This is a genomic window from Microbacterium alkaliflavum (assembly GCF_044325405.1).
Lineage (GTDB): Bacteria > Actinomycetota > Actinomycetes > Actinomycetales > Microbacteriaceae > Microbacterium > Microbacterium alkaliflavum.
This window is the reverse complement of record NZ_JBIQWL010000012.1, coordinates 12,833-35,767: the sequence shown is the minus strand read 5'-3', so window position 1 is coordinate 35,767 and position 22,935 is coordinate 12,833. Positions and strand designations below refer to the sequence as shown.

The 22,935-nt window shown below is 71.6% G+C and carries 18 protein-coding genes and 1 tRNA gene; 15 read left to right on the top strand and 4 right to left on the bottom strand.

Annotated elements, in window-relative coordinates; genetic code table 11:
• Nucleotides 1-66: 66 nt before the first annotated feature.
• From ACH3VR_RS20525 to ACH3VR_RS20515, 3 genes are read left to right on the top strand one after another with little or no spacing between them, the layout of a single operon-like run.
• The gene (locus ACH3VR_RS20525) at nt 67-990 is read left to right on the top strand and encodes a carbohydrate ABC transporter permease (protein WP_397558194.1); all 924 of its coding nucleotides are present in this window, start codon (nt 67-69) and stop codon (nt 988-990) included.
• 1 nt (nt 991) lies between these two features.
• A complete protein-coding gene (locus ACH3VR_RS20520) occupies nt 992-1,885 on the top strand; it encodes a carbohydrate ABC transporter permease (RefSeq protein ID WP_397558193.1) in 894 nt (297 codons plus the stop codon).
• The gene (locus tag ACH3VR_RS20515) at nt 1,882-3,816 is read left to right on the top strand and encodes a glycoside hydrolase family 127 protein (RefSeq protein WP_397558192.1); all 1,935 of its coding nucleotides are present in this window, start codon (nt 1,882-1,884) and stop codon (nt 3,814-3,816) included. The genes ACH3VR_RS20520 and ACH3VR_RS20515 overlap by 4 nt, the downstream gene beginning before the upstream one ends.
• 11 nt (nt 3,817-3,827) lie before the next feature.
• Here ACH3VR_RS20515 and ACH3VR_RS20510 read toward each other — a convergent pair.
• Nucleotides 3,828-3,901: transfer RNA gene (locus ACH3VR_RS20510), tRNA-Gly, on the bottom strand.
• 187 nt (nt 3,902-4,088) lie between these two features.
• Here ACH3VR_RS20510 and ACH3VR_RS20505 point away from each other — a divergent pair.
• The 11 genes from ACH3VR_RS20505 to dcd all read left to right on the top strand — a co-directional run bounded on the left by ACH3VR_RS20505 (nt 4,089) and on the right by dcd (nt 19,574).
• Nucleotides 4,089-5,477: a serine hydrolase domain-containing protein gene (locus tag ACH3VR_RS20505; RefSeq protein ID WP_397558191.1), complete on the top strand. Its 1,389-nt coding sequence runs from the start codon at nt 4,089-4,091 to the stop codon at nt 5,475-5,477.
• A gap of 46 nt (nt 5,478-5,523) precedes the next feature.
• Nucleotides 5,524-7,119 (top strand): ABC transporter substrate-binding protein, encoded by a 1,596-nt coding sequence (locus ACH3VR_RS20500; RefSeq protein WP_397558190.1) that lies wholly within the window; start codon nt 5,524-5,526, stop codon nt 7,117-7,119.
• A 61-nt stretch (nt 7,120-7,180) separates the two neighbouring features.
• A complete protein-coding gene (locus ACH3VR_RS20495) occupies nt 7,181-8,176 on the top strand; it encodes an ABC transporter permease (protein WP_397558189.1) in 996 nt (331 codons plus the stop codon).
• 1 nt (nt 8,177) lies between these two features.
• Nucleotides 8,178-10,103 (top strand): dipeptide/oligopeptide/nickel ABC transporter permease/ATP-binding protein, encoded by a 1,926-nt coding sequence (locus ACH3VR_RS20490; protein ID WP_397558188.1) that lies wholly within the window; start codon nt 8,178-8,180, stop codon nt 10,101-10,103.
• Nucleotides 10,100-10,870 carry an ABC transporter ATP-binding protein gene (locus ACH3VR_RS20485; RefSeq protein ID WP_397558187.1) on the top strand — a complete coding sequence of 257 codons (771 nt, stop codon included), beginning with the start codon at nt 10,100-10,102 and terminating at the stop codon, nt 10,868-10,870. Before ACH3VR_RS20490 ends, ACH3VR_RS20485 begins: the two co-directional genes overlap by 4 nt.
• Nucleotides 10,867-14,274: a serine hydrolase gene (locus ACH3VR_RS20480; RefSeq protein WP_397558186.1), complete on the top strand. Its 3,408-nt coding sequence runs from the start codon at nt 10,867-10,869 to the stop codon at nt 14,272-14,274. The genes ACH3VR_RS20485 and ACH3VR_RS20480 overlap by 4 nt, the downstream gene beginning before the upstream one ends.
• Complete coding sequence (locus ACH3VR_RS20475; RefSeq protein ID WP_397558185.1) at nt 14,271-15,392, top strand: M20 family metallopeptidase; 1,122 nt, start codon at nt 14,271-14,273, stop codon at nt 15,390-15,392. The genes ACH3VR_RS20480 and ACH3VR_RS20475 overlap by 4 nt, the downstream gene beginning before the upstream one ends.
• Complete coding sequence (locus ACH3VR_RS20470) at nt 15,389-16,195, top strand: GNAT family N-acetyltransferase (RefSeq protein WP_397558184.1); 807 nt, start codon at nt 15,389-15,391, stop codon at nt 16,193-16,195. Before ACH3VR_RS20475 ends, ACH3VR_RS20470 begins: the two co-directional genes overlap by 4 nt.
• Complete coding sequence (gene menC / locus ACH3VR_RS20465) at nt 16,192-17,298, top strand: o-succinylbenzoate synthase (RefSeq protein ID WP_397558183.1); 1,107 nt, start codon at nt 16,192-16,194, stop codon at nt 17,296-17,298. The genes ACH3VR_RS20470 and menC overlap by 4 nt, the downstream gene beginning before the upstream one ends.
• 16 nt (nt 17,299-17,314) lie before the next feature.
• Nucleotides 17,315-18,925 (top strand): PucR family transcriptional regulator, encoded by a 1,611-nt coding sequence (locus ACH3VR_RS20460; RefSeq protein WP_397558182.1) that lies wholly within the window; start codon nt 17,315-17,317, stop codon nt 18,923-18,925.
• A gap of 43 nt (nt 18,926-18,968) precedes the next feature.
• Entirely contained in the window at nt 18,969-19,574 is a 606-nt protein-coding gene (gene dcd / locus ACH3VR_RS20455) for a dCTP deaminase (RefSeq protein WP_397558181.1), read from the top strand.
• Here dcd and ACH3VR_RS20450 read toward each other — a convergent pair whose 3' ends face one another.
• Together ACH3VR_RS20450 and ACH3VR_RS20445 are read right to left on the bottom strand one after the other, a co-directional pair.
• Complete coding sequence (locus ACH3VR_RS20450) at nt 19,575-20,579, bottom strand: sensor histidine kinase (RefSeq protein WP_397558180.1); 1,005 nt, start codon at nt 20,577-20,579, stop codon at nt 19,575-19,577. It lies immediately after the preceding gene.
• The gene (locus tag ACH3VR_RS20445) at nt 20,576-21,280 is read right to left on the bottom strand and encodes a response regulator transcription factor (RefSeq protein WP_397558179.1); all 705 of its coding nucleotides are present in this window, start codon (nt 21,278-21,280) and stop codon (nt 20,576-20,578) included. Before ACH3VR_RS20445 ends, ACH3VR_RS20450 begins: the two co-directional genes overlap by 4 nt.
• A 172-nt stretch (nt 21,281-21,452) precedes the next feature.
• On the opposite strand from ACH3VR_RS20445, the gene ACH3VR_RS20440 reads away from it, so the two are divergent.
• Nucleotides 21,453-21,953 carry a hypothetical protein gene (locus ACH3VR_RS20440; RefSeq protein ID WP_397558178.1) on the top strand — a complete coding sequence of 167 codons (501 nt, stop codon included), beginning with the start codon at nt 21,453-21,455 and terminating at the stop codon, nt 21,951-21,953.
• 92 nt (nt 21,954-22,045) lie between these two features.
• On the opposite strand, the gene ACH3VR_RS20435 is transcribed toward ACH3VR_RS20440, so the two are convergent.
• Nucleotides 22,046-22,924, bottom strand: a complete 879-nt coding sequence (locus ACH3VR_RS20435; RefSeq protein ID WP_397558177.1) for an alpha/beta hydrolase — start codon at nt 22,922-22,924, stop codon at nt 22,046-22,048.
• Between the last annotated feature and the right edge of the window lie 11 nt (nt 22,925-22,935).

Here is a 22,935-nt window from a genome sequence, read left to right as displayed (position 1 = left end):
TGCGCATCGCCGGGCGATGCGCACCGCCCTGACTCTCCCACCCGAACCCCCACTCCAAGGAGCGACGTGGCCTTCTCCACGATTGCGCGCCGCGGCACAGCACCGCGCGCGAGCCGCCCGAGCCGGACAGCCCTCGGCGGCCCCGTCCAGGGCTGGCTCTACGCCCTGCCGACGCTGCTGTTCGTCGTCGCCCTCTTCCTCATCCCGCTGCTGCTCGTCCTGCAGATGTCGGGATCCGACTGGCCTCTGCTGCGCGGCAACCAGGGCTGGAACTTCCCCGAGAACTACGCCGACGCCGTCGACCTCCGGCTGTTCTGGGACTCGATCTGGTTCACCCTCAAGTACACGATCATCACGACAGTGCTCCTCATCGGCCTCGGACTCGGGCTCGCGCTCCTCGTGCAGGAGTCGACGGCCTGGAAGGGCTTCCTCCGCACGTCGTTCCTCATTCCGAGCGCACTCGGCCTGGCCTCGGCATCCCTCCTCTTCTACGTGCTGTATTCCCCGTTCGCCGGACCCTTCGCGGGCCTCATGCGGCAATGGGGCTTCACCTTCCTCGGCACGCCGGAGGGCGCGCTGTGGTCGACGGTGTTCCTCATCGTGTGGCGCTACGCGGGCTTCTACATGCTCCTGCTCCTCGTCGGGCTGCAGGGCATCCCGGACGATGTGTTCGAGGCGGCCCGCATCGACGGGGCCTCACGGTGGCAGACGTTCCGGCACATCACCGTGCCGCTGCTGCGCCCCACCTTCGCCCTGACGATCGTCCTGTGCGTGACGGGGTCGCTCCTGGCGTTCGACCAGTTCTACATCCTGACCAAGGGCGGACCCGACAACAGCACCATGACCGTCGTCCAGCTCATCTACAACGTGGCGTTCCAGGGCCGTAACAACCTGGGCATCGCGGCTGCCCTGTCGGTGATCGTGCTGCTCGCGCTCATCGTCATCAACGTGATCCAGCTGCGGGCGTTCCGCAAGCCCGAGGAGGCGTGACATGACCCTCACCGATACGACGTCGACGCGCACGATCGTGGCGCCCGACTACCGGCCGGCGCGCGCGGGCCGTCCGCGTGGGCGCGTCGCCTACGGCATCCCGTACTTCGTCTTCACCGGCGCGCTCGCGCTCCTCTTCCTCTACCCGCTGGTGTGGACCACCGTCTCGTCGTTCAGCCCGCAGGCAGGATCCGCGCAGACCGACGGCTGGGGCTTCGGCAACTACGTCTCACTGGCGAACTTCCAGGCGGGCATCTGGGTCTACCTCGGCAATTCGCTGTTCGTCTCGCTGCTGACAGTGATCCTCACGCTCGTGACGTCGTTCCTCGGCGGGTATGCGTTCGCGCGATTCTCGTTCCCGGGCAAGAATCTGCTGTTCCTGCTCGTGCTCGCGATCCTCATGGTGCCGTACGCCACGCTGCTCATCCCGCTGTACGTGATCCTCAACGCGATCGGCCTCGCCAACTCGCTGGTGGGCGTGGCGCTCGTGCTCACGATGTTCCAGCTGCCGTTCTCGATGTTCATGATGCGCATCTCGTTCGAATCGATCCCGCGTGAGATGGACGAGGCGGCCCTCGTCGACGGCTGCAACAGCTTCTCGGCGCTCTGGCGGGTGCTGCTGCCCGCCGTCAAGCCGGGCCTCATCACCGTCGGGCTGTTCGCCTTCCTGGCCGCCTGGAACGACTTCATGGCGCCCCTCATCCTCATCACCGACACGAACCGGATGACGCTGCCCCTCGCGGTGGCGAATCTCCGCGGTCAGGTGATGGGAGTCGTGGACTACGGCGCGACCGAGGCCGGCGTCGTCGTGCTGGCGCTGCCGTGCGTCGTGCTCTTCCTGGTGCTTCAGCGCCACTACGTCCGCGGATTCATGTCGGGAGCTTTCAAGGGATGACCATGCAGATCACCACCACCGTGCCTCAGGCACCCGTCGCGCCGTCGCGCGGCCGCCTGCGACCCCTCGGCCAGCAGGAGGTGCGCATCACGGGCGGGTTCTGGGGCGAGCGACAGGCCGTGAACGCCGTCGCGACGCTCGACCACATCGGGTCGCGCTTGGAGTCCGAAGGATGGCTCCCGAACTTCGACCTCGCCGTGAGCGGCGGGCTGCCGGCCGGGCGTCGCGGGCGCGAGTTCTCGGACTCCGAGGTCTACAAGTACCTCGAGGCGCTCGCGTGGGAGATCGGCCGCACCGGCGACCCGGCTCTCGAGGAGCGCTTCCGGGCCGTCGTCGCGCGCGTCGCCGCGGCGCAGGAGGCCGATGGCTACCTCAACACCATGTTCGGACGCGAGGGCCAGGGCGCGCGCTGGTCCGACCTGGAGTGGGGACACGAGCTGTACTGCCTCGGCCACCTCTTCCAGGCGGCGGTCGCGCGGGTGCGCACGCGCCCCGATGCCGACGACGAGCTGCTCGAGCTGGCGCGCCGCGCCGCCGACATGGTGTGCCGCGAGTTCGGCGCCGATGGACGCGACGCGATCTGCGGCCATGCGGTGGTCGAGGTGGGCCTCGCCGAGCTCGCACGCGTGACGGGGGAGGAACGCTATCTCGAACAGGCGCGCCTGTTCATCGAGCGGCACGGGCGCGGGTCGCTCCGCGACATCGAGTGGGGCCGGAAGTACTTCCAGGACGACATCCCCGTGCGCCAGGCCGAAGTCCTGCGCGGCCACGCCGTGCGGGCGAACTATCTGTCGGCGGGCGCCGTCGACGTCGCCGTCGACACCGGCGACGAGGAGATGCTCGCGGCCCTGCGCCGGCAGTGGGACCGGACCGTCGCGCGGCGCACCTACATCACGGGCGGTCAGGGCTCGCACCATCAGGACGAGGCCTTCGGCGAGGACTGGGAGCTGCCGTCCGACCGCGCCTACTCCGAGACGTGCGCCAGCATCGGCTCGATCATGTTCGCGTGGCGGCTGCTGCTCGAAGGGGGCGACGTCCGCCATGCCGACCTCATCGAGCGGACGCTGTTCAACGTCGTGGCCACCTCGCCGGCGCCCGACGGCCGCTCGTTCTACTACGCCAACACGCTGCACCAGCGGGTGCCAGGTGTCGCGGCCGACCCCGACACGACCTCGCCGCGCGCCTCGTCGTCGCTGCGCGCGCCGTGGTTCGAGGTGTCGTGCTGCCCGCCGAACGTCGCGCGCACGCTCGCGAGCCTCGACGCATACCTCGCGACGGCCGACGACGACGGGGTGCAGCTGCACCAGTACGCTCCGGCGCGTGTGCACACCGTCCTCGCGGACGGATCGCAGGTCCGGTTCGACGTCGCGACCACGTACCCGGCGAGCGGCGCGATCACCATCACCCACATCGTGGATGCCGCGCGGCCGTGGACGCTGAGCCTGCGGGTGCCGTCGTGGGCCGATGGGGCCGTGCTGCGGACCGTCCTCGACGGCGTCGAGCAGAGCCGCGCGGTCGCCCCCGGGGTCTCGGACGTGCGCCACGCGTTCCGGTCGGGCGACGTCGTGGAGCTCGTCCTGCCGATGGTGCCCCGCGTCTCGCAGCCCGATCCGCGCATAGACGCCGTGCGCGGGTGCGTGGCGATCGAGCGCGGCCCCGAGGTGTTCGCTCTCGAGTCGATCGACCTCGCTGCGGCGGGGGTCGACGACGTCGCCCAGGTCGCGATCGCCGCCGACTCGCGGCCGGTCGAGCGCGACGGCCGCATCAGCGTGCCGGTCGTGGTGGTGGACGCTGCGAAGGACGGATGGCCGTACGGCTCCGCGCCCCACCGGCACGCCGGGACCGCGGTCGAGGTGCCCCTCGTGCCGTACCACGAGTGGGCCGAACGGGGACCGTCGACGATGCGGGTGTGGATCCCCGTCGCCGACTGACTCGGGGCTTTTGGAGGGGCTGACGGGAATCGAACCCGCGCTGTCTGCTTGGGAAGCAGAAGTTCTGCCATTGAACTACAGCCCCGCACGCCCTGCGGCGCCCGGCCAGCATAACAGGGCGACGCGTCACGACCGGGCCGCTCTCAGCCGTCGACGATGCGGGTCCTCCTCGCGGTCATGTGAGCCTCGTCGTCGCATCGGACTAACAAACGCGGGCACATTCGTCCGATCGGACAAAAGCGATTCGACTCTCCCTTCTTAGGGTCGAGGGCATGCGCTCCCACGATGATGTCGCCGCGTTCCTGTCCACCCGCTTCTCCGAGGCCGTCGCCGCACGCGGCGTGCCGGGCGCCTCGATCGCGGTCCTCGTCGGTGGCGAGGTCGTCGAGGCTGCCACCGGAGTCCTGAGCACCTCGACCGGAGTCGAGGTCACGACCGACGCCGTGTTCCAGATCGGCTCCATCACGAAGGTGTGGACGGCCACGCTCGTCATGCAGCTCGCCGACGACGGCCTCCTCGACCTCGACGCCCCGCTGCGCACCTACCTGCCCGAATTCCGCCTCGGGGACGACGCGGCGGCCGGATCGATCACCACCCGTCAGCTCCTGAGCCACCAGGGCGGCTTCGAGGGCGACGTCTTCACCGACACGGGTCGTGGTGAGGACGCCATCGAGAAGTACGTCACGGCGATCGCAGAGCTTCCGCAGCTTTTCGCGCCGGGCGAGCTGTTCTCCTACAACAACGCGGCATTCAGCGTGCTGGGCAGGCTCGTCGAAGTGCTTCGGGGCCGGACCTGGGAGGAGGCGCTCGTCGAGCGCATCGTCCGGCCGCTCGGTCTCACGCACGTCGCACCGAGCGCGTACGAGGCGATCCTGTTCCGCGCCGCCGTCGGCCACCTCGGTCCCGGCGCGGACGGCGTCGAGACGCCGGCGCCGATGTGGGCCCTCGCGAAGTCGAACGAGCCCGCCGGCTCGATGCTCGCCATGACCCCTCGCGATCTCGTCGGATTCGCGAGCATGCATCTGAACGACGGGGTCGCAGCGGACGGCACGCGTGTGCTGTCGGAGGCGTCGGCCCGCGCGATGCGCGAGATCCAGGTCGATCTGCCCAGGCTCACCGGCATGGGCGACGCGTGGGGTCTGGGCTGGGAAGTGATCCAGAAGGGCTCCCCGACGGTCATCGGCCACGACGGCGGCACGATCGGGCAGTCCGCGTTCCTGCGGGTGGTGCCCGAGCTGGGCGTCGCCATCGCACTGCTGACGAACGGCGGCGACGTCATGGGACTGTTCGAGGACGTCGCCGCGCAGCTCGTCGAGCAGCTGACCGGCGTGACGCTGCACGGCCTCCCGCGGCCCCCGGCCGAACCCGTCCCCGTCGAGGCGGGACCGTTCCTCGGGTCTTACTCCAACTCGACCTTCGACATGGTCGTGACCGTCGACGACGACGGTCTCATCTGGATCGACAGCACGCCGAAGGGCATCCTCCTCGAGATGGGGCAGCAGCCCGAGCGGCATCAGCTCGTCGGATACGACGACGACACGCTCATCACGCTCGCGCCCGCCATGAAGGAGATGCACCTCGTCTACGCCTTCCTGGGCGACGACGGCGCGGGCCGTCGCAAGTACCTCCACTACGGCCGCGCGATAGCCCGGGCCGACTGACTCCGCCTCGCACAGCACTCCCAACGCACCTCAGAAAAGGACCCGCATGAACTCGAAGAAGAGGTCTGCCCTCGCCCTGGTCGGCGTCGTCGCGACCGCCACCACCCTCGCCGCCTGCGCCGGAGGAGGCAGCGGGGGATCCTCGTCCTCAGGCGACGTCGTGGACGGCAAGACGTTCACGATGACGATGGTCGCCGACCCCGGCGCCCTCGACCCGCAGCTCTCGGCCGTGAGCGCGCTGTTCCAGCTGACGCAGTTCGCCTACGACAACCTCGTGAGCGTCGACGCCGACGGCGCGATCCAGTCGCAGCTCGCGACGGACTGGTCGGTCGACGGCACGACCGTGACGTTCACGATCGGCGACGGCATCACATGCTCGGACGGCTCGGAGTTCACGGCGCAGACGGCGGCCGACAACATCACCTGGATCGCCGACCCGGCCAACCAGAGCCCGTTCCTCGGCTCGTACATGCCCGTCGTCTCGGACGCGAAGGCCGATGGCTCGACCCTCACCGTGACGCTCGCGGCACCTGCGCCGTTCGCGCTGCAGGGCTTCGCGAACGTGCCCATGGTGTGCGACGCGGGTCTGACCGACCGCAGCCAGCTGGCCGATGCGACGCTCGGCACGGGTCCCTACGTGCTGACCGAAGCGGTCTCGGGCGACCACTACACGTACGAGCTCAACAAGGACTACGCGTGGGGCCCGGGCGGCGCCACCGCGAAGCAGAAGGGGCTGCCCGCGGAGATCGTCGCGCGCATCATCCCGAATGAGACGACGTCGGCGAACCTGCTGATGTCGGGCGAGGTGAACGCGGCGCAGATCGTCGGACCCGACGCGAAGCGGCTGGAGGCGGCGAAGCTCTACTCCGTCGGCATCGAGGCACTGCTCGGCGAGCAGTGGTACAACCAGAACGCCGGCCACGTCACGAGCGACCCTGCCGTGCGCATGGCTCTGACCCAGGCAGTCGACCTCGCCGAGCTGCAGAAGGTCGTGACGAGCGGCACGGGCGCGCCGGCCAAGCGGCTCACCGTCATCCCACCCTCGGCGTGCACGTACGACGCCGTCAGCGGCAACGTGCCCGCACAGGACCTCGACGCCGCGAAGGCCGCGCTCGACGACGCGGGCTGGGTCGCCGGTGCCGACGGCGTCCGCGAGAAGGACGGCCAGAAGCTCGCCATCACGTTCCTGTACGCCAACACGCTCGGCACGGGCGGCGCGGCGGGCGCGGAGCTCGTGACGAAGGCGTGGCAGGACCTCGGGTTCCAGGTCGACGCGGCCGAGAACGACTCGACGACGATCACGGGCGCCCTGTTCGGGACCGGCGCGTGGGACGTCGCGTGGGTGCCGCTCAACGTCAGCAACCCCGACCAGGTCGTCGGCTTCGTCTCCGGCCCGGTCTCGCCCGACGGCACGAACTTCGCCGGCATCCAGAACGCCGACTACGAGGCGGGCGTCGCGAAGGCGATGCAGCTGCAGGGCACGGACGGCTGCGACACGTGGGCGGACGCGGAGGCGGCGCTGTTCACGGCCGCCGACGTCGTGCCCTTCGCGAACAGCGTCATCCCGACCTTCGGCAAGGGCGCCGAGTTCGAGATGACCGGACAGATCATCCCGACCAGCATCCGGATGCTCGCCCAGTAGGACCCATCCCTCACCACCCGGCGGAGCGGCTCCGCTCCGCCGGGAGAAGGACCACGCAATCATGACCACGATGACCGCCCCGGTCGCCCCGGAGTCGCGCCGCACCGGCGAGAGCCGCTGGCCGCGCTTCGTCCTGCGCCGATCGGGGCGGCTCGTCATGTCGCTGTGGGTGCTGCTGACGGCATCCTTCCTCATGATCCACGCGCTCCCCGGCGACCCTGTGCGCGGGGCGCTCGGCCCCACAGCCTCGGCCGAGCTCGTCGCGGCGCGGCGCGAGCAGCTCGGGCTCGACGACCCGCTGCTGCTGCAGTACTGGAACTACCTCGCAGGCGTCCTGACGGGCCGCCTCGGCGTCTCCTTCGGCTCGAACCTGCCGGTGGCGCAGGTCATCGCCGACCGCCTGCCCGCGACGGCGAGCCTTGCGATCCTCGCGTTCGCCGTCGCGATCGCGGTCGCGATCCCTCTCGGCGTCGTCGTGGCGGTGCGCACTCGTCGCGGGCGCGGCCGCGGCCTCGAGCTGGGCTTCGCGTCGGGGAGCGTCTTCCTCTCGGCGATCCCGGACTTCCTCATCGGAGTCGCGCTCGTGTGGATCTTCGCCGTGAACCTGGGCTGGTTCCCCATCGCCGGCCGCAGCGGGCCCGAGTCGTACGTGCTTCCTGTGCTCGCACTTGCGATCGGGCCCGCCGCGGTCCTCTCCCGCATCGTGCGCGTCGAGATGCTCACGGTGCTCGACGCGGACTTCATCCGCACGGCCCGCGCCAAGCGGCTGCCCGCCTGGCGTGTGCACCTCACCCACGCGCTGCCCAACGCCGTCACGGCGACCCTGACCCTCGCGGGACTGCTCCTGAGCTCGCTCGTGGTCGGCACCGTGCTCGTCGAGAACGTCTTCGCGTGGCCCGGACTGGGCTCGACGATCGTGCAGGCGATCCTCACGAAGGACTACCCGCTCGCGCAGGGCGTCGTGCTCGTCTACGGCGTGGGCGTCCTCGTCATCAACACGATCGTCGACGCGGCGCTGCTCGTGCTCGATCCCCGCACGGCGGCGGAGGAGGACTGACATGCGCACCCTGAGCCGCGTCGTCCGGACGCCCCTCGGCCTCGCGGCCGTCATCCTCCTCGCCCTCGTGCTGCTGACGGCGGTCTTCGCGCCCATCCTGTGGGGGCCGCAGGCCGCCGCCATCGACACCGACGCGATCCTCGCGCCGCCGTCGGCCGAGCATCCCATCGGCACCGACGGTCTGGGGCGCGACATCCTGCTGCGCGTGCTCGTCGCGACCCGCCTGTCGATCGTCCTGGCGCTCATGGCGACCGCCGTCGCCGTGACGGTCGGGCTCATCCTCGGCGTCGCGCCGTACCTGCTCGGCCGAGCCGGCCGGGGCGTCACGTGGTTCGTGAGCGTCGCGGTCGCCTTCCCCGGCCTGCTGCTCGCCCTGTTCTTCGCCGTCATCTTCGGAGTCGGGTGGGTCGGCGCCACGTGGGCGATCGGCCTCGCGGGAGCCCCGAGCTTCGCCCGCCTCTGTCAGACGCTCATCGCCGGCATCGCGTCCCGCGACTTCGTCGCGGCGGCGAGGGTCGGGGGAGTGGGCCGCACCCGCGTGCTGTTCCGCCACATCCTCCCGAATGTCGGCGAGCCGCTCATCGTGAACGCGACGATCGGTGCGGGCGGGGCGCTCCTCGCGTTCGCGGGCCTGTCGTTCATCGGCCTCGGCGTGCAGCCGCCCGAGTACGACTGGGGCCGCCTCATGATGGAGGGCCTCTCCGGCATCTACATCAATCCGCTCGCCGCACTCGCCCCGGGCATCGCCGTCGTCATCGCCGGCCTCGCCTTCAACCTCACGGGTGAGGCCGCCGCACGCACCCTCGGTCTCGGGACGACCGCCGTCGTCGCGAAGCTCGCCGCCATCCAGCCCCGCCGCGCGAAGCGTGTGCCCGCCGCGGCGGTTCAGGGGACGGATGCCGCTCCCGCGGCCGACACCGTGCTCGAGGTCCGCGATCTGCGCGTGGCCTTCCCCGGTGCGGACGGCCCGATCGAGCCCGTGCGCGGCGTCTCGTTCTCGATGCGCCGCGGCCAGATCGTCGGCATCGTCGGCGAGTCCGGGTCGGGCAAGTCGCTCACGGCCCTCGCGATCGCGCAGCTCATCGAGCACCCGGGCGTCGTCGACGCCGAGCGGCTGGCGTTCCTCGGCGAGGACCTCCTCGCGGGCGACACCGCCGCGCGCCGCAAGCTGCTCGGCACGTCGCTCGCACTCGTCTTCCAGGACCCCATGACGAGCTTCAACCCCACCAGGAAGATGGGCGCGCAGCTGGCCGAGGCATCCCGTCACCATCACGGCCTGACGAAGAAGCAGGCCCACGCGCGTGCCGTCGACCGCCTCGAGGCCGTCCACATCAGCGAGGCCGCCCGCCGCGCGGGGCAGTACCCGCACGAGTTCTCCGGCGGCATGCGCCAGCGCGCCATGATCGGGGCGGGCCTCATGGGCACGCCGTCGCTCATCATCGCCGACGAGCCGACGACGGCGCTCGACGTCACGGTGCAGAAGCGCATCCTCGAGCTCCTCATGTCGATCCGCGACGAGACCGGCACGGCGATCCTGCTGATCAGCCACGACGTCTCGGTCGTCGCCGAGGTGTGCGACCGCGTCCTCGTGATGTATGCGGGGCGCATCGTCGAGGATCTCGCGGCCGACCGGCTCGCCGAGGCGCGGCATCCGTACACCCGCGCACTGCTGGCCGCCGTGCCCGACATGTCGACGGACGTGCGCCGGCCCCTCGCGACGGTGCCCGGACGGCCCGTCGACCCTGCCCACGTCCCGGCGGGGTGCGCCTTCGCGGCGCGCTGCCCGCTCGCCGATGCGCGCTGCCGCACGGCCGACCCGGAGCTCGTCGCTGTCCCGGGCGGCGAGGTCGCGTGCTGGCACGCCGGCGAGGCGCTGCCCGTCGCCGTCGACGAGCCGGCCCTCGACCTCGAGGAGGTCCTGCGATGAGCGAACTGCGCCTCGAAGGCGTCACGGTGCGATTCGGCTCGGGGCGGTCCGAGACGACGGCGGTCGACGACGTCTCGCTGACGGTGCCCGATGGAGAGGTGCTCGGCCTCGTCGGCGAGTCGGGATCGGGCAAGTCGACGATCGCGCGGGCGGCGGTGGGCCTCGTCCCGCTCGCCGCGGGCCGCATCCTGCTCGACGGAGCCCCCATCGATGTCCGGCACGGTCGCCGCCCGCTGCAGATGGTCTTCCAGGACCCCTACTCGTCGCTCGACCCGCGCATGACGATCGGCGCGAGCATCGCCGAGATCCTCCCGCGCGGTCTGCGCAGGGCCGAGCGCCGGGACGAGGTCGTGCGCCTGCTCGAGCTCGTGCACCTCGATGCGACGCGCGCGCAGGCCTACCCGGGGCAGCTGTCGGGCGGGCAGCGTCAGCGCGTCGCGATCGCCCGTGCCCTCGCGGGGCGCCCCGACGTGCTCATCGCCGACGAGATCACGTCGGCCCTCGACGTGTCGATCCAGGGCTCGATGCTCAACCTCGTGCGCGAGCTGCAGGCCGAGCTGGGCCTGTCGATCCTCTTCATCTCGCACAACCTCGCCGTCGTCCGTTACGTCGCCTCCCGCGTCGCCGTCATGAGCGGCGGCCGCATCGTCGAGGAGGGCCCGACGACCGACGTGCTCGCCGACCCGCAAGACCCGTACACCCAGCAGCTGCTCGCGGCCATACCCGGCCGTTCGGCAGAACCCGTATCGCGAAGGAGCCACCCGTGACCCGCAGGATGCGCATCGAGGACGTCCTCGATCTCACCGTCCCCAGCCAGCCCGCCGTCTCGCCCGACGGCGCGCACATCGTCTACGTCCTGAGCGGCGTGGACGTCGAGGCCGACACGGGCACGAGCTGCCTGTGGCTGACGGATGCCGGGGGCGGCACGCGCCGGCTGACGCAGGGTCGCACCGACACGGTGCCCGCCTTCTCACCCGACGGCGAGACCCTCGCGTTCCTCCGCGACGGCCAGCTCTGGACCTTGCCGATCGCGGGCGGCGAGGCGGTCCAGCGCACGCGCCTCGCGCTCGGCGCGGGCGCACCCGTGTGGAGCCCGGGCGGCGACCGCATCGCCTTCGCGGCGCCGGTCGACGGCGACGCGATGTCGGGCGAGACGGATGCCGACCGATCGGTGCGCGGCGGTGCGCCGATCGTCGCCGACGTCATCGACTACCAGGCCGACGGAAGCGGCTTCCTCCGCCGCATCCGCATGCAGCTGCACGTCGTCGACCTCGCCGGCGGTGACGTGCGCCAGCTCACCGAGGGGGACGAGCACGCCTCGAGCCCCGCGTGGTCGCCGGACGGGACGGCGCTCGCCTTCGTCCGGAAGCCCGCAGGCGTCGACGACCTCGTCTACCGCAGCGCCGTCCACGTGCTCGACACCGCCGACCCCGCGGCGCCCGCACGCGTCGTCGCCTTCGCCGACGGCGTCGCCGCGACCGTCGCCTATGCCCCCGACGGCGCGCACTTCGTGGTCGTCGGCTGGTCCGGCGACCCCGACGGCATCGCGCGCCTCTTCCGCGTCGACGCCGCGACCGGCGAGGCCGTCGAGCTCGCGGCGTCCCTGGACCGCAACGTCATGCCTGGCGCGCCCGCGTATCCGGGCGGCCTGCCGCAGTTCGCCGCGAACGGCGACGTGCTGTTCGCGATCCGCGACCGCGGCTGCACCCATCTCTACGCCGTGCCGCTGGCCGGCGGCGAGCCCCGCCACGTGCATGGCGCCGACGGCGAGGTCGTGAGCGGCCTCTCGGTCGCGGGCGACGTCGCCGCGATCGCGCTGTCGTCGCCCACGTCGTTCGGGCAGATCCTCCGGCTCGACCTCGCCGCGGCGACCGCCGCCGTCGTCGCCGAGCACGTCACGACGGATGCCGAGCCCTACGTGCGCGAATCGCGCGACTTCGAGATCGGCGACGGCGTCACGGTGCAGGGCTGGATCCTGCGCGACCCCGCGGCCTCGGGCCCGACGCCCCTGCTCGTCGACGTCCACGGCGGACCGCACAACTCGTGGAACGCCGCCCTCGACGAGATGCATGTCTTCCACCAGGCGCTCGCGGCCAAGGGCTGGACGATCCTCACGATCAATCCGCGCGGCAGCGACGGCTACGGCGAGGACTTCTGGAAGGGCGTCAACGGGGCGTGGGGTCAGGCTGACGCGAACGACTTCCTCGAGCCGGTCGATCTGCTCGTCGCCGAGGGCGTCGCGGACCCGGCGCGCCTCGCCGTCACGGGCTACAGCTACGGCGGCTTCATGACCTGCTACCTGACGGGGATCGACGACCGCTTCGCCGCCGCGGTCGCGGGCGGCGTCGTCAGCGACCTGGCGAGCATGGGGGGCACGAGCGACGACTCGCACCTGCTCAACATCCACGAGATCGGCGTCATGCCGTGGGATGTCGCCGGGCGCGAGCGCCTGGCCGCCATGTCGCCCTACACGCGCGTCGCGAAGGTGAAGACCCCGACGCTCGTGCTGCACGGCGAGAACGACGTCCGCTGCCCCGTCGGGCAGGCGCAGCAGTGGTACGCGGCGCTGCGCGAGCGCGGCATCCCGACCCGCCTCGTCGTGTATCCCGGCGGCAGCCACATCTTCCCGCTGCTCGGCAAGCCGAGCCACCGCGTCGACTACGCGCGCCGCGTCGTCGAATGGGTCGAGCAGTACGCGGGGGATGCCGCGGGCCCGCGCCCGGCCAAGATCGACGCCGCCCACTGGCAGCGCCGACTCGAGGCGCTCGCGGCGACCCACAAGGTGCCGGGCGCGCAGCTCGGCATCCTGCGACTCGGCGGCCTGGACGACGAGGTCGTGACCGCCGCACACGGCACGCTCAACAAGAACATCGTGACGGGCGCACCCGTCACGAAGGACTCGATCTTCCAGATCGGCTCGATCTCGAAGGTGTGGACGGCGACCGTCGTCATGCGGCTCGTCGACGAGGGACGGCTCTCGCTCGACACCCGCGTGAAGGACGTCATCCCCGAGCTGAGCCTGTCGGACGACGAGATCACCGAGGGCGTCACGATCCGGCACCTGCTGACCCACACGAGCGGCATCGACGGCGACGTCTTCACCGACACGGGCCGTGGAGACGACTGCCTCGAGAAGTACACGGCCGAGCTGTCGACGGCCGGCCGCAACCACCCGCTCGGCGCGACGTGGTCGTACTGCAACTCGGGGTACTCCCTGCTGGGCCGCGTCATCGAGAAGGTGACGGGCAAGACCTGGGATGCCGCGATGGCGGAGCTGCTCTTCGAGCCGCTGCACCTGACGCACACCGTGACGCTCCCCGAAGAGGCCATCCTGTTCAGCGCCGCCGTCGGACATGTGGACGTCGCGGGCGAGCAGATCGTCACCCCCGCGTGGGGCCTCATGCGCTCGGTCGGCCCGGCCGGTCTCATCACGGCGCGCGCCGAGGATGTGCTCGCCTTCGCCCGGCTCCACATGACGGGCGGTGTCGCACCCGACGGCACGCGCCTGCTCTCGGAGCAGTCGACGGCCGACATGCAGGCCTTCCAGGCGGAGGTGCCCGACAAGCACGTCCTCGGCGACTCCTGGGGGCTCGGCTGGATCCGCTTCGACTGGAACGGCGACCGCCTGTACGGCCACGACGGCAACACGATCGGACAGGCGGCGTTCCTGCGCATCCACGCCGAGTCGGGCCTCGCCGTGACGCTGCTCACGAACGGCGGCAACACCCGGGACCTGTACGAGGCGCTGTACCGCGAGATCTTCGCCGAGCTCGCGGGCATCGAGATGAAGCAGCCGGTCACGGTGCCCGACGTGCCCGTCGCGGTCGACCTCGCGCCCTTCGTCGGCACGTACGAGCGGGCCTCGGTGCGCATGGAGATCTTCCAGGCCGAGGACGGGCCCAAGCTCCGCACGACGATGCTCGGCCCGCTCGCCGAGCTCGAGCCGAACACCATCGACGTCTACGACCTCGTGGCGCTCGACGAGGCCCTCTTCGCCGTCCGCGCACCGGGCACGCAGACCTGGATCACGGTGACCTTCTACTCGCTGCCGACGGGCGAGGAGTATCTGCACTTCGGCGCCCGCGCGACGCCGAAGATCTCCGCCGAGGTCTCCCAGCCCGACGTCGCCGCCGAGCCGGCGGACGCCGAGAAGGTCGCAGAGCCCGCATGACCACGCTCGCCCCCGACATCGGCACCGACACCCTCGTCGCGCACGTGCAGAGGCTCGTCGAGTGCGAGTCCCCATCGACGGATGCCGTCGCCCTCGCCCGCTCGGCGGACGAGGTCGCCACCCTCGGCGAGGAGCTCCTCGGCGTCGCGCCCGAGCGCATCACGCTCGACGGCACTCCGCACCTGCGCTGGCGATTCGGCGCGCGCACGCGCGTGCTGCTGCTCGCCCACCACGACACGGTGTGGCCGCTCGGAAGCCTCGAGCGCCTGCCGTTCCGCGTGGAGGACGGAGTCATGAGAGGGCCCGGATGCTTCGACATGAAGGCCGGCCTCGTCATGGCGCTCCACGCCGTCGCATCGCTCGACGACCGCGACGGCGTCACGATCCTCGTGACGGGCGACGAGGAGCTCGGCTCGCCCTCGTCGCGAGGACTCATCCAAGACACGGCCAGGGGTGCGCACGGAGCGCTCGTGCTCGAGGCGTCCGCCGACGGCGGCGCGCTCAAGCTGGAGCGCAAGGGCACCGCCCTGTACGAGGTCGTCGTGGCCGGGCGTGCCGCCCATGCGGGCCTCGAGCCCGAGAAGGGTGTCAATGCGACAGTCGAGCTGGCCCACGAGGTGCTCGCCGTCGCCGCGCTCGCGGACCCCGCGCGCGGCACGTCGGCGACCCCGACCGCCGCGGGGTCCGGTTCCACGACGAACACCGTGCCGGCCTCGGCCCGCGTCGCCGTCGACGTGCGGGCGCGCACGCTCGCCGAGCTCGACCGCGTCGACGCCGCCATCCGGGCCCTGCGCCCTGTGACGCCGGGTGCGCAGCTCGAGATCCTCGGCGGCATCAACCGACCTCCACTGGAGGCGACGGCATCCGCTGCCCTCTTCGACCGCGCGCAGCGGCTCGCGCGCGAACTGGGACTCGAGCCCCTCACCGGGGCCGCGGTGGGTGGCGCGAGCGACGGCAACTTCACGGCCGGCATCGGCGTCCCCACGCTCGACGGCCTCGGAGCCGTCGGCGGGGCCGCGCACGCCGACGACGAGCACGTGCTCGTCGCCGAGCTCGCGCCCAGAACGCTCCTGCTCGCCCGGCTCGTCGCCGACCTCGCGTCGGGAGGAACCCCATGACCGGGCTGCTGCGCACCGACGACTTCGTCGCGGCGGCGCTCGCCGACTCCGTCGCGGCCGCCGTGGCCGCCGGCGTCGTCGTGCGCGAAGTGACGTCGATCGACGAGCAGTCCGCCGTCGTGCGGCTGCTGTCCGAGATCTGGGGGCGCAGTCTCGACAACCCGCCCGTGCCGCCCGAGCTGCTGCGCGCCTTCGCGAAGGCGGGCAATTACATCTCGGCCGCGTTCGACGACGAGCGCATCGTCGGTGCGACGATCGGCTTCCACTCGACGCCCGAGAAGCACGCGCTGCACAGCCACATCGCGGGCGTCCGGCCCGAGCTCACGGGCCGCTCGGTGGGCTTCGCGATGAAACAGCACCAGCGGGCATGGGCACTCTCGCGCGGCATCGACACGATCGAGTGGACGTTCGACCCGCTCGTCGCCCGGAACGCCCATTTCAACGTCATGAAGCTGCGGGCCATGCCGGTCGAGTACCTCACGAATTTCTACGGCGTCATGCCCGACGTCATCAACGGCGAGGACGAGACCGACCGTCTGCTCGTGCGCTGGTCGCTGCGGGACGCGGATGTCGTGGCCGCGGCATCGGGCATCGCCTCGGTCGCCGACCCGCGCGAGCCGGGGATCGAGTGCGTGCGCGTGCCCGCCGACGTCGAACGCCTGCGCGTGACGGATCTCGCGCTCGCCCGCCGGTGGCGGCTCGACGTGCGCGAGCGGCTCGCGACGCTGCTCGCCGAGGGCGGCGCCGTCGTGGGCTTCGACCGTGCGGCCGGCTACCTCGTGCGCACGGGCGGCGTCTCGTGAAGCTGGAGGGGTTCGAGCTGCGGCGCGTCGCGATGCCCCTCGTCTCGCCGTTCCGCACGTCGTTCTCGACGCAGACGGCGCGCGACATCCTGCTCGTCAAAGCAGTGACGGATGCCGCCGAGGGCTGGGGGGAGTGCGTCACGCTGTTCGATCCCCTGTACTCGCCGGAGTACGTCGAGGGCGCCGCCGACGTCATGCGCCGGTTCTTCATCCCGGCGCTCGCGGCGGCCGGGATCGGAGACGCGCACGCCGTCGGCGAGACGCTCAAGCCCTACAAGGGCCACCGCATGGCCAAGGGCGCGCTCGAGATGGCGGTGCTCGATGCCGAGCTGCGCGCCGAGGGGCGCTCGTTCGCCCGCGAGCTGGGCGGCGTGGGCGACATCGTGCCGTGCGGGGTGTCGGTCGGCATCATGGATTCGATCCCGCAGCTGCTCGACGCCGTCGACGGATACCTCGGCGAGGGCTACCTGCGCATCAAGCTCAAGATCGAGCCCGGGTGGGACCTCGAGCCCGTGCGCGCCGTGCGCGAGCGCTTCGGAGACGACGTGCTGCTGCAGGTCGACGCCAACACGGCGTACACGCTGCGCGACGCGCGCCACCTCGCGAAGCTCGACGACTTCGACCTGCTCCTCATCGAGCAGCCGCTCGAGGAGGAGGACGTCCTCGGCCACGCAGACCTCGCGCGCATCGTGCAGACGCCCATCTGCCTCGACGAGTCGATCACGTCGGCCCAGACGGCGGCCGCCGCCATCCGCCTCGAAGCCACGAGCATCATCAACATCAAGCCGGGCCGCGTCGGCGGCTACCTCGAGGCGCGCCGCATCCACGACCTCGCGGCCGCGCACGGTGTGCCGGTGTGGTGCGGCGGCATGGTCGAGTCGGGCATCGGTCGCGCCGCCAATGTGGCGCTCGCGTCGCTGCCGGGCTTCACGCTGCCGGGCGACGTGTCGGCGAGCGGCCGGTTCTACGAGACCGACATCACCGAGCCGTTCGTCATGACCGACGGGCATCTCGAGGTGCCCACGGGGCCGGGACTCGGCGTGACCCCGGTCGTGTCGGTGCTCGATGAGCTCACGACGTCCGTCGAATGGATTCCGGCCTGAGGCTATGCTCCCGAGCATGAGCACCCGGCCGAGATCGAGTCTCGGGCGGGTGCTCGACGATCTGGGGGTGACCCTCCTCGAGCTCGTGCACGGCGATGTCGACGCGACGCTCGACATCGGGGGCGTCGTCATCTTCGACCCCGTCGACGAGGCCGTCTATCCCGACAGCGCCGTCGTGCTGGCGGTCGGGGTGACGGACGCCGCCGAGCTGGCCGCGCTCATCGGAGAGCTCGGCGCGCACGGCGCGGCCGCCGTCATCGTGCGCTCGCCGGTGCCCGTGACCGACGACGTCCGTGCCGCGAGCGACGCCCACGCAGTGGCGGTCGTGGGTCTCGCGCGCGGCGCGACCTGGACGCAGCTGGCGGCCCTGCTGCGCTCGCTCCTCGCCGAGGACGACATCGGCGAGATCGCCGACGAGTCGCTCGGCGGCATCCCCTCAGGTGATCTGTTCGCCGTCGCGAACGCGATCGCGGCACTCCTCGACGCGCCCATCACGATCGAGGACCGGTCGTCGCGTGTGCTCGCGTTCTCCGGCCGTCAGGAGGAGGCCGACGCCTCGCGCGCCGAGACGATCGTCGGACGGCAGGTGCCCGAGCGCTACTCGCGCGCTCTCACGGAGCTCGGTGTCTTCCGCGACCTCTATCGCTACGACCGCCCCGTCATCGTCGACCCGATGGACCTCGGGGAGGGGGTCACGACGCAGCGTGTCGCGATCGCGGTCCGAGCGGGAGACGAAGTGCTCGGATCCATCTGGGCGGCGATGGACGGTCCGCTGACGGCGGAGCGGACGGCGACCCTGAAGGACGCCGCGAAGCTCGTCGCCCTGCACCTCCTGCGTGTGCGGGCGGGTGCCGATGTGCAGCGGCGCCTGCGGGCCGAGCTCGTCGGCACCGCGCTCGAGGGAGGCGCGGGGGCGCGCGAGGCACTGAGCCGGCTCGGTCTGGCGGAACACGTCGTGCTGGTCCTCGCGGGCGTCCTCACAGGCGACGACTCGGTCGACGACCAGCTGCTCGTGACAGATCGCGAACGGTTCGCCGACGCACTCGCCGTGCACGTCTCCGCGGTGCTTCCCGGCTCGGCCGTCGCGCTGGTGGGCGACGTCGTGTACGGCATCCTTCCCGCCGGCGCGACCCCCGAGCGCACGATCGCGATCTCGCAGGACTTCCTGGATCGGGTCGGGGGACGCATGCCCGCGGTCATCGCGGTCGGATCGCTCGCCCATGACGTCACGTCCATCGCGCAGTCCAGGGCCACCGCCGACCGCGTGCTCCGGGTCATCCGGCGCCGCGCCTCATCGCGGCGCGTCGCGTCGATCGCCGAGGTGCAGACCGAATCCCTGCTGCTCGAGCTGCACGACGTCATCGCCGCCCGCGGCGAACAGCCGACCGGTCCCGTGACGACCCTCCTCGAGTACGACCGTCGGCACGACACGCATCTCGTCGAGTCGCTCAAGGCGTGGCTCGACGCCTTCGGCGATGTCGGGGTCGCCGCCGCCGCGACTTTCGTGCACCCGAACACGCTCCGCTACCGCCTGCGCCGCGCGGCGGAGGTGAGCGGCCTCGACCTCGACGATCCCGAGCAGCGCTTCGCCGCGATGCTCCAGCTCAGGATGCTCTCGCCCCGCTGACCCGCGCACGCTCGGTGCCGGCATCGGTCGGTAGGCTTGGCGCGTGCTGCTCTCCGATCGCGATATCCGACGTGAGATCGAGGCCGAGCGGATCGCGCTCGACCCGTGGCAGCCCGACATGGTGCAGCCGTCGAGCGTCGATGTGCGGCTCGACCGGTACTTCCGGCTGTTCGACAACCACAAGTACCCCTTCATCGATCCGGCCGAGGACCAGCCCGACCTGACGCACCTCATCGAGGTCGCGCCCGACGAGCCGTTCATCCTGCACCCGGGCGAGTTCGCGCTCGGCTCGACGTTCGAGCAGATCACCCTGCCCGACGACGTCGCCGCGCGCCTCGAGGGCAAGTCGTCGCTCGGCCGCCTGGGTCTGCTGACCCACTCCACGGCAGGCTTCATCGACCCCGGATTCTCGGGTCACGTGACGCTCGAGCTCTCCAACGTCGCGACGCTCCCGATCAAGCTGTGGCCCGGCATGAAGATCGGGCAGCTGTGCTTCTTCCGCCTCTCGTCGCCCGCCGAGGCGCCGTACGGCACCGGGCCGTACGGCAACAGGTATCAGAACCAGCGCGGGCCCACGGCATCCCGTTCGTTCCAGAACTTCCACCGCACCGACGTCGGCTCGACCGATGCGGGGGCGCGCGGCGCCTGATCAGACCGTCACGGGCAGGCGAAGCTCGAACACGCACCCCGTGGAGTTGTTGCGGACGGTTGCGGATCCTTGATGCGCGTCGGCGACGCCTCGCACGATCGCGAGGCCGAGTCCGGCTCCCGCGTCGGGGCGACGCGACGCGCTTCCGCGCCACCCCGTCTCGAAGACGTGCGGGAGGTCGGTCTCGGGGATGCCGCCGCAGCTGTCCGCCACCGCGACGACGGCCCTGCCGTCCTCCAGTGCCAGGGTCGTGTCGACGACGCCGCCGCGGGGGGTATGGCGGATGCCGTTCACGACGAGGTTGCCGATGGCACGACGCAGCTCGGGCGAGGCGACCGTGGCCCGCACGCCTGTCGGTGCGGCGCCCGTGAGCTCCACCCCGGCGGCCTCGGCGATCGGGCGGAGCGCCGCCACGGTGTCCGAGACGAGGTCGCCGATGTCCATGTCCATGCGCTCGAGCGCGACCGACGGTGCCTGCAGGCGCGAGAGCATCAAGAGGTCGTCGACCATGGCGCTCATGCGCATCGCATCGTGGCGGATCGACTCCGCCGCGCCCACGGCATCCGGGATCACCCCGTCCTGCAGCGCCTCGGCCGTCGCACGGATGCCCGCGAGGGGTGTGCGCAGGTCGTGCGAGACCCAGGCGATCAGGTCGCGACGCTGGCCTTCGATCCGCCGCTCGGTCTCGGCCGCAGCCGCCGCGCGCTCGGCTGCGCGTGCCGCCGACTGGATGCGGACCGCTACGAGCGCGCCGACGGCGAGCGCGATCGGCACAGTTGCGAGCAGGACGAGCAGGATGCCGGTCAGGTCGGCCGCCGAGAGCAGCATCGAGCCCGCACCGGCGATGACGCCGGCGGTGACGGAGAGCACGACGACGAGGGGCGCTGCGACGGCCGCCACGGCGACCCGCACCCGCGCGATCGCGAGGATGATGACGGCCCCCGCGATGCCGACGACGGCTGCGGCGGTCGCCGAGAAGAGGAGCGCGTCGACGGGAACGGTCATGTCGCCGGATCCCATCGGTAGCCGATGCCGAACACCGTGACGAGTCTGACCGGAGCGGTGGGATCGGGCTCGACCTTCTCCCTCAGTCGACTGACGTGGACGGTGACCGTCGAGGCGTCTCCGAAGTCCCAGCCCCAGACGTCCTGCATGAGCTCTTCGCGGCGGACGGCCCTTCCCGGATTGCCGAGGAACCAGGACAGGAGATCGAACTCGCGCACGGTGAGCGCGAGTTCGCGCCCGTCGCGCCTGACCCTGCGGGCGCGCCGATCGATCTCGAGGTCTCCGTCGACGACGCGGTCGGGCGAGTCCTGCGGCTCGCCCTGCGATGCCGAGGCCGCGCCGCTGCGGCGCAGGACGGACTGCACGCGCAGAACCAGCTCGCGCGGACTGAAGGGCTTGGTGATGTAGTCGTCGGCGCCGACCTCGAGCCCGCGGATCCGGTCATCCTCCTCGCCCCGCGCCGTGAGCATCACGATCGGAAGCTCGGGCCGGCTGCGGCGCAGCCGTCGACACACCTCCAGCCCGTCGATGCCCGGAAGCATGAGGTCCAGCACGACGATGTCGGGCGGTGTCCGCGCAGCGGCGGTGAGCGCATCGATCCCGTCGCCGGAGCGCACGACGGTGAGCCCGGCGCGGATGAGGTACGCCGCGACGACGTCGCCCACGGTCTCGTCGTCGTCGACCACCAGAGCGGTGTTCACGCAGACAGGATAGGCGCGCAGAGCTCGGGGGAGCAGGCGGCGTCGCGCTGCAGGGGCGGCTCGTAACAACCTCGTAAGAACCTCGTGAGCGCCCCGTCATGGAGTGCACCGCCCGGCGTGGCTTGACTGGATCGCGACCCGGCCGCCCCGGCCGGAATGGAGGTTGATCCTGATGTCTCGTCTCGAATTCCTGCGCAGCCGTGGCCGCCTGGCCGCAGTCCTGGTCGGAGTCGCGGTCGGCGCGCTCTCGCTCTCCGCGACCGGCTCCGCGTTCGCGGCCGGATCCGGCGGCGTCACCGCCGAGGGTGTGATCTACGTCGACCACGTCCTGTACCGCACTGTCGCGACGCCCACCGACCTGTCCGGCACCGGCGCTCCCGCCCATGCGTGGGACGTCATCTACAACTTCGGAGGCGCGCAGCGCAGCGTCGCGGAAGTCGCGCCCGGCGACCCCGGGTTCAACGGCGGCCGCTGGCAGGTCCACGCCGTCTCGGCGCCTGGCGGCTATGCAGCGGCGCTCGCCGCGGGCGACGCGGACGGCAACGGCGTTCTGGACTCCGCGTCGGAGGTCCAGGCCGCGCTCTCCGTCGGCGCACTCCACGACAACGGCGTCGTCAGGCAGTTCGTCTGCACGCTGAATCGGGTTCCCGGGGGTCAGGCGGGCGGCGCCTGAGGCCGACGGCTCTCGCGCCACATCGTCGGAGATCGCCGCTTCGCCGGATCGACGCGCCGTGCGCGGGTCCGACGATGCGGCGATCTCCGGTGTTACGCGGCGCGGGCGAGCAGCTCGTCGACGCGCGCGAGACCGCCCGTCGCGAAGGCCGTGACGGCGTCGAGCGTCACGTCGTCGGCCAGCACTCGGTTATGTCCGAGGCCGTGCGTGCGCACGAGCCTCGCCCGCCCGCCGTGCGCCTCGACGAGGTCGGCGCTCGCCGTCGCGGGCACCTGGCGATCGGTGTCGTCGTGCACCGACAGCAGCTCGACGTGGGGGAGGAGCGGGTCGGCGACGGCGTCGAAGCGGCGACGCATGGATGCCGCATCCTCTCCGAACTTCGCGTGGAACCGCCGCTCGAACGCCGCCTTGGCGCGAGGGGTGAGGTCGAGCATCATCGAGAACTGGTCGACGAACACCTGCGGGGTGCCCGCGCCGGCGATCGTCGCGACGCGCGCGGTGGTCGTGCCCGCTCGCACGGCGGTGAGCGTCGCGAGCGCACCGAACGAGTGCCCGACGACGAGGCGGAACCGGCCCTGACGGCGCTGCAGTTCGTCGATCGCGGCGATCCAGTCGCGGATGTCGGTCGGAGCGGCGGGGGACGCCCCGTGCGCGGGCGCGTCGAACGCGACGACGTGGAAGCCCTCCGCGACGAGCTCGCGCACGAGCGGTGCGAACTGGGAGGCCCGCCCGCGCCAGCCATGAACGAGCAGGACGGTCTCGTCGCCGGCGCCCCAGGAGTAGGTGACGACGTCCTTGCCGCGCACGCGGATCGCGCCGCGGTCTGCGGCGGCGTCGGTCGCGGCATCCTGCTCGCGAAGCGCGAGGCGCGGCTGCGTCACGAAGAACGCACGCAGCGCGAGGCGGCCGGCGAGTTCGGGGGAGACGGTGCTCGCCGTGCGGAAGAGGCGGCGGGTCCAGGTGGGGTTCATGATCGACCTCC